Source organism: Bacillus sp. GM2 (assembly GCF_056155945.1).
Window position 1 is genome coordinate 1,630,645 of the sequence record NZ_JBRKSZ010000008.1, and the last position, 11,001, is coordinate 1,641,645.

Below are 11,001 nucleotides of genomic sequence, written 5' to 3' on the forward strand. Positions count from 1 at the left end.
GTCTGCAGCGCCCGCTCGTTTTCTGTTTTATCCTTCTGTTTTCAGCTGAAAGCCGTCCAGAGTTTCTTCGGCTTCGCGAAAAAGCTGCAAATATGCTTCGGCTTGATCGCCCAAGTAAATCCGGCTTTTTTCGATATTCTTCCACTCGATCAGCAAAGGCATGCCGACCCAGCCGGTCAGACAATCCCACAGCGCGTCAAGGTTCTCGCCATAGTAGTCCGGAAGCTCCAGCTGTTCTTTTAATGTTTGGTGAAGGTCTGATACACTCGTGATCTTGTCTCCGTTTAAAGTGACTTGTTTCATATGATCATCTCATTCTCGTAAACGTTTTATAGTGGTCAGTTGTTTTATAAACCAGTCTGTCGCTGGAATAGACGATCCGGTCTGACCCCCGGAATCCCGATGTATAGTTGATGTCGGCTTCTCTCCATACGCGTCCGGCCGCATCTGGAAGCAGCTTTTCTCTGTTTTGAAAGATATCGCCGCCGATGCTTTTTCCAGGCGCTACTTCTGCGAGATTGCCTTTTTGCGGGTCCCACCCTAATTTTGCCGCTTCTGCTTTTGTGATGAAGTTGTCAGGCAGCCTGCCGTATTTCACGATATAGTCTGCAACACCTTCAAACGTATTAATGACCTCATTTGACTGAACGGTGCTGCCTTTTTCTGCATGCGGCCCTTCAGCTGAGCTTGTAAAAAGGTTCCCCGCCAGAAAGCCGAGCGCGAGAACAATCCCAAGCGCAAGTGTGGATAATATTTTTTTCACGGATAAAGTCCTCCCCATCTTTAGACTTTATAGCATAAACATGAAGAATGTGCCTTCATGGGATTGAACAGCTGCATTTCCTCATTTCTATTCCGTCTGTAATCATATTGAATTGTACCTCAAAACATGCTCAGAAATCATTATAGTATTGTAAATTTTCCATGAAACCCGAGGACGGGAACGGATCGCCGCGGTTTCCTATTTGACTCCCGGAATGTCAGTCAAGATTTGAAGAAAAAACCAACTGCTTTTCATCAGTTCTTTTCAATGGAAATGTGAAATAGGCGGTAAAGTTCCTTTGCGCCCGCGGGCGTGACTGCAACGGCCCGTGTGCGCGGGCGCCGCTCGATCCAGCCCATGCGGATAAAAGCGTCGAGCAGTGCGGAGCCCAGGGCACCGGCAATGTGATGCCGCCTTTCACTCCAATCCAGGCATTTATGGCAAAAAGAGCGCCGTTTCTTTTTGACTTCCCCAACATCGATGCCAAGTTCCTTCAAAAATAATTCTCCTTCTTCAGTCACGGTAAAAGCCGTCTCTTCTTCTTTCAACACGCCCATCTCCACGAGCCGCTCCGCAAGTGTGACGCCGAGCGATCCAGCCAAGTGATCATAGCATGTCCGCGCTTTTCTGACCGCCCGATCTTCGGCTGACTGCCGGAAAGAGCGAATTTCAGCAGGGGGGGCTATGTTGAGCAGAGTTTCCAGCGATTGTGCAACTTTGCCATCTTTGAGCCGGTAATAGCGGTGCCGTCCTTGCTTCCGGCATGTCAGCATTTCGGCGTCAAGCAGTTTGGAAAGGTGAAAGCTTGCTGTCTGCTGTTTGATTCCCGCATATCCGGCCAGCTCGGTAGCTGTATAAAACCGGTCATCAAGCAATGCGGTTAAAATCGCGGCCCGCGACGGATCGGTGACAAGCTTGGCGACCTCGGCGATATTCGGATTCACGGTCATGACACTTCCTCCTAAAATGTAATCGATACTTCGATGTTAATTGAAATATTGGAGAATTACAATAAAAGCATAAAAGGAGGAGACCGATATGCATCTAAACAGCAAAATTATTCAGCCAAGCATTTTATACTACGGAACACCCGTCATTTTGCTCAGCACGCTGAACGAAGACGGTTCCACGAATCTCAGCCCGCTTTCCTCTTCTTGGGCGCTTGGGGATTCGATCGTACTCGGCGTCAGCACCTGCGGCAAAGCATTGGAGAATTTAGAGAGACAAGCCGGATGTGTCATCAATGTGCCGGATTCATCTTTATGGAGCAATGTAGAACGGCTCGCTTCCTATACCGGCAAACGATGCGTTCCGGAAGAAAAAAAGCGGCTCGGCTTTACATACCTTAAAGAAAAGTTTGCAGCCGGCGGATTTACGGCAGCAGATTCCCTGGCGGTGAAACCTGACAGAGTCGCCGATTGTCCGCTTCAAATTGAAGCGGAAGCCGTCAATATCCGCATTTCAGAACATTCACCGTATTTTGCCGTCATTGAAACAAAAGTGCTTCATGTGCACGCACATGAAGCGATTATAAAAGGGGAACACCACATCGATCCTCAAAAATGGGGGCCTTTAATTTATCTTTTTAGACACTATTTTGGTTTAGGACGCGAGCTCGGCAAAACATTCCGGGCCTGAATGTAAGAATGTGCGTCATCTCAGTTCTTTGACTATATCTTTTGGCTGTCTGCCCTGAAGACCGTCAATCAGGTTTTGGACGGCGCTTTTCAGCATGTTGACGTGTGTGACAAGAGTGGATGATCCAATGTGGGGAACGAGGGTCACATTGGAAAGGCTTAGGAGCGGATTGTCTTTTTCAATCGGCTCCTTTTCAAATACATCAAGTCCGGCTCCTTTAATCCATCCTTCTTTCAGCGCTTGAATCAACGCTTGTTCGTCAACGGTTTTGCCGCGGGAGATGTTGATGAAAATGGATGACGGTTTCATTTTTTTGAATTCAGCTTCGCCGATAAGGCGGTATGTCTCATCTGTGAGCGGTGTGATCAGAACAATGAAATCCGAGCGTTCCAACAATTCATGAAAGCCCGTATAAACCGCGCCGGTTTTTTTCTCTGTGTCGGGTTTGCGGCTGCGGCTGTAATAGAGCACTTCCATATCAAAACCCAAGGCCGCCCGTTTGGCGACTTGTTCTCCGATTCGTCCCATTCCGATGATGCCGAGCGTCCGGTGATGGACATCGCATCCGAACAAGCTTTCATCATCCTCTGATTTGGTCCATTTTCCATCGCGGATGTAGCGGTCGAGCTCGGCGATTCGCCGCGCTGAGGAAAGGATCAGACCGAAAGCGAGGTCTGCGACTGTGCCGTCAAGAATGTATGGTGTGTGAGTGCCGATAACCGATTTTTCTTTCATTGCTTCAATGTCAAAGTTGTCATAGCCGACGGAGTTGTTGCTGACGATTTTTAACTTCGGCGCATTGCATAATAATTCACGGTTGATTTTTGTCCCTGAGGTTAAAAGACCGTCTGCTTCCTTGATTTTTTCGAGCAGGGTCGATCTGGGAATGCGCTCGCGCGAAGTCCAAATTTCATATGTGCAGTGTTCGGCGAGCATCTCTTCGATTTCTTTTGGGACCGGTTTTGTGACATATACAAACGGTTTCATCTGCATTCTCCTTCCGCGTATCATCTGCTTCTATTATAGAGGAAAAACGGCTTCTATAAAAATCAAAGTCTGTTCCGAATAAACGCAGGACTATCAGCTCAATTATTGTTGTTTAGAAAATCATAGATACTTATTTCAGTTTTTTAATTTATTTTAATGCATTTTTATAACTATAAATCCAAATATTAGATGTTCTATTTTGCTTCCAGTTCTATTTTTATAGGTGAAGAACAGTGTAGATTTTATTATTTTAGAAAGATATAAAATTAGACTTTTTAAAATATTCAGTACATTTATAGTGAATTTTTTGATTCGAATCCAAATCGAAAAACCATGTGCTATAATTCGGCTGTAACAATATCAAGGTCATATGACTATGAAAAGGAGTGAGAGAGAAATGGCGATTTTAACTTCCATTTTGAAGCGAAATCAGTCTTTTGTAGAGGAAAAGGGGTACGAGTTTTATGAAACGACAAAATTTCCGGAGAAGAAACTTGTGATTTTGACATGTATGGACACGCGTTTATTAGAACTGCTCCATCATGCAATGGGGTTAAGAAATGGAGACGCAAAAATCATTAAGAATGCGGGGGCCGTTGTTTCTCACCCTTTTGGAAGCGTCATGCGCAGCATTCTTGTGGCTGTCTATGAGCTGCAGGCTGAAGAAGTCTGCGTGATCGGCCACCATGAGTGCGGTATGGCAAGCCTGAACGCTTCATCTATCCTTCAAAAGGCCAAACAGCGGGGGATTGATGATGGCTGTCTCGAACTCCTGCAGCATTCAGGCATCGACTTGGACACATGGATGACGGGCTTTGACAGCGTTGAAGACAGCGTCAGCCACAGCGTGAACATGGTTCGGAATCATCCGCTGATGCCTTCAGACGTTCCGGTGCACGGATTGGTGATTGATCCAAAGACCGGCCGTTTGGATGTTGTGGAAGATGGTTATTCACGTGAAGACGTTTTGCTTTCGGAAATGGGGAGGATAGATTGAATGTTACGTTTTTCAGGCAGATTTGAAGGATACAGCCTTAAACGGTTTCAAAAAGATATTGTAGCAGGAATGGTCGTTGGAGTCGTCGCAATTCCGCTTGGCATGGCTTTTGCCATAGCTTCGGGGGTGAAACCGGAACACGGTCTTTACACAGTGATTGTCGCCGGTATTTTGATTTCGCTTCTCGGCGGGTCGAAATACCAGATTGGCGGACCGACAGGCGCTTTTGTTCCGATCCTGTTCGCTATTGTGCTCCAATACGGATTTGAGAATCTGCTGATTGCCGGTTTTATGGCCGGAGTGATTCTCGTCATATTAGGGCTGCTAAAACTCGGCAAGATTATCAAGTTTATTCCGCGGCCGGTGATCATCGGGTTTACGGCCGGCATCGCAGTGATTATTTTCACCGGAGAAATCGCCAAGTTTTTAGGTTTGAGGAATGTTGAGAAGCATGAGAGTTTTTATATGAATATGCGAGAGGTTGTCATCAACCTGAACACGCTCAGCTTCTACAGCATTTTGACGGCTGTCGTATCGCTCTTCTTTGTGCTGTTTACGCCAAAGATTCTGCCGAAAGTGCCGGGAGCGCTTGCAGGCTTGCTTGTATCGACGGTCATGGCCACGATGATGTTTCCTGAACAGGTGGTAACGATCGGCTCAGCTTACGGCGAAATTCCGCGCAGCTTGCCGAGCTTTCAATTTCCTGAATTGTCATTGGAAAAAATCATTTACCTGCTGCCTCCCGCTCTTGCGATTGCGATGCTCGGCGGAATCGAATCGCTGCTTTCCGCGATGGTGGCAGACAATATGAAGGGAACAAGGCATGACAGCAATAAAGAGCTTGTCGGCCAGGGGGTTGCGAACATTGCCGCACCGCTGTTCGGCAGAATTCCGGCGACAGGCGCGATTGCCCGTACGGCAACCAATATTAAAACGGGTGCTGCTTCTCCGATTTCAGGGATCGTGCACGGCGTGTTTGTTTTATTGGTCCTGCTTTTGTTTGCGCCATACGCTTCCCTTATCCCGCTTGCAAGCATGTCGCCGATTTTAATGGTGGTCGCTTGGAATATGAGTGAGCGGAAAGAGTTTGTAAACATTTTGAAAATTAAGAATTCCGACTCTGCCGTGCTTGTCGTCACATTTCTTTTAACGGTTTGGCAGGACCTTGTATTTGGAGTGGCGGCCGGGATCCTGCTGGCGATCATCACCTTTATCGTCAGAATGAGCAAATCGTTCCGCATTAAAAAGGATGTGTCTGAATCGATCGTCCAGTCGGCTGCTGCAGCGGAAGAAAAGAAATTCCACCGCTCTGTCAGCATTTATTCTGTTGAAGGCCCGCTGTTTTTCGGCTCATCGAATTCATTGGAGGATTCAATTTTGGACAAAGGCCACCCGCCAAAACTCCTCATCCTGCTTATGAACAAAGTAGACTACATGGATTCTTCCGCAGAAGGCAGCTTGATGACGATCGTCAACCGTGTCCACCAGCAAAACGGCAAAGTGATGATTGTCGGGCTGCAGCAGCAGCCGCGTGAGCTTCTTCATAAAACAGGGCTGTTTCATAAAATCGGCAAAAAGCATTTTGTCGACAGGCCTGAACAAATATTTGACGTGACATAACTGAAGAAAACCGCCTGTTCCGGGCTGACCGAAGCAGGCGGTTGCTTTTATTCGGCGGCTTTTACATATGTGCCTTTTTTCATTGTGGCTATTGCCGTTTCTTTCATCAAAAGGACGTCTTTTGAAAGTGTGGAGGCGGGGACTTTTCTTCCGTTAACGGCGACTTTTGGATCGATCCATCTTACCTTTAAAGTTTGATGAAAAGTAAAATCGTCTTCGTCTCCTTGCTTAACGCTCTGGCTCGCTGTACTGAGCCTTTCAAGCGTTTCCCGGAAGCACGCTTTTTGCTTTAGCATCGCAAGCAGTTCCGTGTCGGTTTTGAAAAAATCGCGTCCCGTGATGATACGCATGTCAAGCGCCTTTTTCAGCATTTGGCTGAGTGTACAGAGCGCATATACATTGAGGGGATTCATAAAGAAGTCAATTACCTCTTGATAGTAAAGGCGGGTGAACCATTCGGCGTGCTCTGTCGAAGTGCAGCAGATTTCGCCTTCGACAACGGTCAGTCCGGTTTCTAAAAATCGTCGAATCTCTTCTTGGTCGCCAAACCCGTAGGCTAAAGAGTCGCGAAGCGTGTAATCGATGCGATCCGCACATAATGAAGGAGCCGGCTGCTCCAGCAGCGTCCATTTTTTTTCATCGTATAAGATATCTTCATCTTTGAATCCGTATGTATCCAGAATCCAGGGGATATCAGATTACTTGACCCATTGCCGAAACATCTGTTCATGGTAATCTTCGTTTTCCATGTTAAATACATCATCAGCCACATGGGAAAATGCCGTATGGGAAACATCGTGAAGCAAACCTGCAATTTGTTCTTCAAGGCTTCCGCCAAGCCTGCGGATCAAAAGCATAACCCCGATGCTGTGTTCGCAGCGGCTGATGTTCCATGCGGGATTGACGAGAAAGCATGCTCCGCCTTGGTGAATCCCATTTAGACGCTGAACGGCTTTTGAATGAATGAGGTCTGTCAGCACAGGCTCCAAATCTGCCTCGCCGTAAAGGCGGTCATTGATCTTCATGATGCTCTCCTGCAAATCTTTTCGTCAGTTTGCGGCGGTGGGCATCCATCATGTCTTCCAATGAAACATCGTATATGCCGGCAAGCATAATCAAATTCCCCATCACATCGCCCATTTCTTCGATCAGTTCCTTTTTCAGTTCAGCAGCCGGCCGTTTTGCTTCATCAGGACGGTCTCTTCCGATTTCGTATGCCCTGACCGCTCTCGCCAGTTCACCGGCCTCTTCCATTAAAAATCCCATCCGGATGAAAGGTCCGTATTCGCTCCATCCCCTTTTCCGATAAAATGTCTTTGTCCATTGCTCCGCGTCTGTGATTGTCATAAGTCTACACTCCCATTTAGAAATTCAATTATATTATCGCACATGGAACAAACAATATATAGTACAATGTTAATTGCTTTTATCAATATATGGAGTTGGAGTGAGCGAAAGTGAAAACGGTATGCGTATATTCAGGATCAAATATGGGGACGGACCCGGCGTACAAGAAGAAAGCTGCAGAGCTTGGTGTTTATATTGCCGAGAAGGGGCTTCGCCTTGTTTATGGAGGATCGAGAATGGGATTGATGGGCGTGATTGCGGATACCGTATTGAAAAACGGCGGGGAAGTTGTCGGCGTTATGCCGAAAGGACTTTTTACAGGGGAAATCGTTCATCAGCAGCTGACAGAGCTGATCGAAGTGAGCGGCATGCATGAGCGCAAAGCGAAAATGAGTGAATTAGCTGACGGCTTTATCGCGATGCCCGGAGGCTTCGGTACGTTTGAAGAGCTGTTTGAAGTGCTTTGCTGGGCCCAGATCGGCATTCATCAAAAGCCGATCGGACTTTACAATGTGAACGGCTATTTTGACCCACTTCTTAAAATGCTCGAATACAGCGTTCAAGAAGGCTTTTCGAATGAATCGCACCTTCAGCTGATTCATGCTTCGGCGAGCCCCGCGGAATTGATCGGGAACATGAATGATTATCACTACCCTGTCCTCGAGAAAAAGTGGAAGGATTTATAGAAACTCTTACATAATGAGCGGAGGTACGGTAACATAAAAAAGCTGCCGATGACTTCGGCAGCTTTTTTTGCTGTTTACTTCTGTGCGTCGATATTGCGTGTGAGCACTTTATCAATCAGGCCGTATTCTTTTGCTTCTTCAGCCGTTTTGAAGTTGTCACGGTCAGTATCGCGCTCGATCACTTCAAGCGGTTGTCCAGTGCGCTCTGCAAGAATTTTGTTCAGTTTGTCACGCAATGAAAGAATGCGCTTCGCGGCAATTTCGATTTCTGTTGCCTGACCTTGCGCTCCGCCAAGCGGCTGGTGGATCATGACTTCACTGTTTGGAAGAGCGTAGCGCTTCCCTTTCTCGCCGGCTGCGAGAAGGAACGCACCCATAGATGCCGCCATTCCCGTACAAATCGTAGAGACTTGAGGTTTAATGAACTGCATGGTGTCATAAATCGCCATGCCGGCTGTGATAGAGCCGCCAGGGCTGTTAATATAGATGCTGATATCTTTTTCTGGATCTTCGGCTTCAAGGAATAGAAGCTGAGATACGATGGAGTTCGCAACATTGTCATCGATTGCTGATCCCAGCATAATGATACGGTCTTTCAACAAGCGTGAGTAAATGTCATACGCTCTTTCCCCGCGGTTCGTCTGTTCAATGACTGTAGGTATTAAATTCATAATGCTCCTCCTTCACCTTAAAAGGTAAGTATGTAGTTTAATCATACATTTTTGGTCAATAAAGGTCAAACAAAAAGCCGCCTTCATTAAAAAGACATACTGGGGTTTATTTTTCCCATTTTAAAGGACATTCAAACAAAAGATCAACTTTACAGAGGAAAGTATAGAAAAATGGGGTCTAAGTCCATTGATCTTCAATTTAATTTATAGGAAAAAAGGAAGCCGGTTATATATGTGAACGCGGACAAGAGCGTTCAGGGTTCCAAAATAAGAAGAAACCAAAGCTGATCGTATTTCTTTTATGGTGGTTTCTCGGAGGTGTTGCCGCTCACAGATTTTATCTGGACGAGAGAAAAGACTGCGCTGTAGCCATGCTGCTTCTCTGCCTTGTCAAAACAACGGACGAAGTAAGAAATCGAGTATAATCTGAACCTGCATTGTTTCGAGCAAGAGATTGTGATTGACTTTTTAAAGAACAGCCCTTATAATATAAATTGCTGACGTTAAAAAATCATATTGTGCGCTCGTAGCTCAGCTGGATAGAGCGGTGGTTTCCGGTACCACGTCTGCCGGGGGTTCGAATCCCTCCGAGCGCGTTTTCACGTTTTAACCCCGTCATATCAACGTTTTCCGACGGTCCGTTAAAGCGAAAAGTGTAGCGGAAGGACACGGTCTAGGAAGAAACGGAATGACGTTTTTAGCGGATTTCGTGTCGCCTATATCGAACTGGTTCGAGTCTTCTACGAATGCCTTGCGGAATAATATTTCGGGAGGCTTTTTTGTATGGTGATAATTAGACGAAAGCAAGGCGTTAGGTACCGGCGCGATGTAAGTCAAACGGAGCTAAGACCGTCTTATATGACCGTTAAAGACGCTCTAGATGCGGTGGTTTTGGTGTTTACAACCGAGAACTACCGCGATCGAACGATTAATGACTATCGAAGATATTTCGACGAATTTACGGAAGTAACAGGGATTCGTATGACGGACCCTGTAACGTCTGTTAGCGAAGATCATTTTCGTAGTTATATCACGATAATGTTAAAGCAACGCAAGCTATCACCAGTTACGATTAATATTAGGCTTGGCGGCATCAAGTCGATATTTAGCCGAATGGTGGAGCGAGAAATCATAAACGAAAGCCCCGCCAAGAAAATTACGAAACTGCGTGTCGATCAAACGAAAATAAAGAGCCTGACCGATTCGCAAGTAAGGCGTTTCTTTGGTGTAATTGACAAGGATACTTATGCTGGTTTCCGCGATTACGTAGCGTTCTATGTATCGTTAAAATGCGGCCTTCGTTCGAATGAGTTGGAAGGTCTTAATCCAGATGATATCGACTTTGAAAATAAGGTACTCATGCTCCCGGGGGCGATTAATAAGAACCGAAAGAATCGAATGGTTCCCATGACGGACAAAGTTGCGGAGATTCTAAAACAGCTCCGCATAGAGACAACCGAATATTTTGGGGCCGTGAGAAAAGTCTTCGTTAATCAATACGGAGAGGAAGTATCTAAGGATCATCTAAGAAAGCGGGCAGATAAGTATGCTAAATTAGCGAATTTGAAAAACGAGTGCAGGGCGAGCATTCACAGTCTTCGTCATACTTTCGCAATCAATTACCTGCGCAACGGGGGCGATATTCGGTCGTTACAAAAAATACTAGGTCACGCCGACTTAGAATCAACGCAAGTATATCTTGACTACGTAGATGATGTAGTAATCGAACAGTTTAATAAAGCGAGTAAAAACGACAAGCTCGATGTGTAATGAATTAACCTCGTCTTTTAAGGCGGGGTTATTTTTTTTTGTCTAAAAACGATGTCCGATCTGAAAGGTTTCTACGCAACTAATAATGAACACAGAAAAACGTGTGCCAATCCGAAAGTGGTTTCGCAGTTATAAGTGAGGGCGGAAAAATTTCGAAAATGATGTCCCAAAATTGAGTGTGTCATACACGTTATAAAAGTGAAGGAAGAAAAAATTTAGAAATTATTGTGCGGTTTTAAAAAGTCGCGGGTATTATCCTGTGAAGGAGGTTTTGGAATGACGAACGAAATCGAAACGTTTAACTATGGAGATTTAGATATTAGCACAGCAGCATTTCTACGCAAGAAAGAAAATAACATGCGAGAAATTGTTGGAAAAGCTTACACAGAACTAGGCAGAGAATTAACGGAAGCGAGAGATGAACTTTCAGGAACAAATCAGTATGATGGCTTGTTTGATAAGTGGCTTCAGCACATAGGCATGAGTAGGGAGCAAGCCAATCGATTAATACGTCGGTTTGAG

12 protein-coding genes, 1 tRNA gene and 2 pseudogenes are annotated in these 11,001 nt (G+C 45.8%); 8 read left to right on the plus strand and 7 right to left on the minus strand.

Annotated features, from left to right (window positions below; all coding sequences use genetic code 11):
• Positions 1-27 precede the first annotated feature (27 nt).
• The 3 genes from ACVC9U_RS22800 to ACVC9U_RS22810 all read right to left on the minus strand — a co-directional run bounded on the left by ACVC9U_RS22800 (position 28) and on the right by ACVC9U_RS22810 (position 1,713).
• On the minus strand, positions 28-303 hold the full coding sequence (locus ACVC9U_RS22800; RefSeq protein WP_020453055.1) for a barstar family protein: 276 nt from the start codon (positions 301-303) through the stop codon (positions 28-30).
• Between the two features lie 4 nt (positions 304-307).
• Positions 308-763, minus strand: coding sequence for a ribonuclease (locus ACVC9U_RS22805; protein WP_048350580.1), 456 nt, complete (start codon positions 761-763; stop codon positions 308-310).
• A gap of 254 nt (positions 764-1,017) precedes the next feature.
• Positions 1,018-1,713: an ArsR/SmtB family transcription factor gene (locus ACVC9U_RS22810; RefSeq protein ID WP_441391609.1), complete on the minus strand. Its 696-nt coding sequence runs from the start codon at positions 1,711-1,713 to the stop codon at positions 1,018-1,020.
• A gap of 88 nt (positions 1,714-1,801) precedes the next feature.
• Between ACVC9U_RS22810 and ACVC9U_RS22815 the strand changes: the two genes are divergently transcribed.
• Positions 1,802-2,401, plus strand: coding sequence for a flavin reductase family protein (locus ACVC9U_RS22815; RefSeq protein WP_048350578.1), 600 nt, complete (start codon positions 1,802-1,804; stop codon positions 2,399-2,401).
• Between the two features lie 15 nt (positions 2,402-2,416).
• Here the strand turns inward: ACVC9U_RS22815 and ACVC9U_RS22820 are convergent, their stop codons facing one another.
• Positions 2,417-3,388, minus strand: a complete 972-nt coding sequence (locus tag ACVC9U_RS22820) for a 2-hydroxyacid dehydrogenase (RefSeq protein ID WP_020453051.1) — start codon at positions 3,386-3,388, stop codon at positions 2,417-2,419.
• Positions 3,389-3,785: 397 nt separating this feature from the next.
• On the opposite strand from ACVC9U_RS22820, the gene ACVC9U_RS22825 reads away from it, so the two are divergent.
• Together ACVC9U_RS22825 and ACVC9U_RS22830 are read left to right on the plus strand one after the other, a co-directional pair.
• Positions 3,786-4,385, plus strand: a complete 600-nt coding sequence (locus tag ACVC9U_RS22825; RefSeq protein WP_020453050.1) for a beta-class carbonic anhydrase — start codon at positions 3,786-3,788, stop codon at positions 4,383-4,385.
• Entirely contained in the window at positions 4,386-6,005 is a 1,620-nt protein-coding gene (locus ACVC9U_RS22830; RefSeq protein ID WP_048350577.1) for a SulP family inorganic anion transporter, read from the plus strand.
• A 47-nt stretch (positions 6,006-6,052) separates the two neighbouring features.
• On the opposite strand, the pseudogene ACVC9U_RS22835 reads toward ACVC9U_RS22830, so the two are convergent.
• Positions 6,053-7,030, minus strand: a pseudogene (locus tag ACVC9U_RS22835) (HD domain-containing protein).
• Entirely contained in the window at positions 7,017-7,352 is a 336-nt protein-coding gene (locus tag ACVC9U_RS22840; protein WP_020453047.1) for a MazG nucleotide pyrophosphohydrolase domain-containing protein, read from the minus strand. The pseudogene ACVC9U_RS22835 and the gene ACVC9U_RS22840 overlap by 14 nt, the downstream one beginning before the upstream one ends.
• A gap of 110 nt (positions 7,353-7,462) precedes the next feature.
• On the opposite strand from ACVC9U_RS22840, the gene ACVC9U_RS22845 reads away from it, so the two are divergent.
• Positions 7,463-8,038, plus strand: coding sequence for an LOG family protein (locus ACVC9U_RS22845; RefSeq protein ID WP_065644290.1), 576 nt, complete (start codon positions 7,463-7,465; stop codon positions 8,036-8,038).
• 74 nt (positions 8,039-8,112) lie between these two features.
• Here ACVC9U_RS22845 and clpP read toward each other — a convergent pair whose 3' ends face one another.
• Positions 8,113-8,709, minus strand: a complete 597-nt coding sequence (gene clpP, locus ACVC9U_RS22850; protein WP_003185550.1) for an ATP-dependent Clp endopeptidase proteolytic subunit ClpP — start codon at positions 8,707-8,709, stop codon at positions 8,113-8,115.
• 284 nt (positions 8,710-8,993) lie between these two features.
• Between clpP and ACVC9U_RS22855 the strand changes: the two genes are divergently transcribed.
• The 4 genes and pseudogenes from ACVC9U_RS22855 to ACVC9U_RS22870 all read left to right on the plus strand — a co-directional run.
• A complete protein-coding gene (locus tag ACVC9U_RS22855) occupies positions 8,994-9,134 on the plus strand; it encodes an NINE protein (protein ID WP_237562646.1) in 141 nt (46 codons plus the stop codon).
• Positions 9,135-9,229: 95 nt separating this feature from the next.
• Positions 9,230-9,305, plus strand: a tRNA-Arg gene (locus ACVC9U_RS22860).
• Between the two features lie 187 nt (positions 9,306-9,492).
• Positions 9,493-10,479, plus strand: coding sequence for a tyrosine-type recombinase/integrase (locus ACVC9U_RS22865; protein ID WP_441391613.1), 987 nt, complete (start codon positions 9,493-9,495; stop codon positions 10,477-10,479).
• A gap of 276 nt (positions 10,480-10,755) precedes the next feature.
• A pseudogene (locus ACVC9U_RS22870) lies at positions 10,756-11,001 on the plus strand (hypothetical protein); the annotation flags it as partial.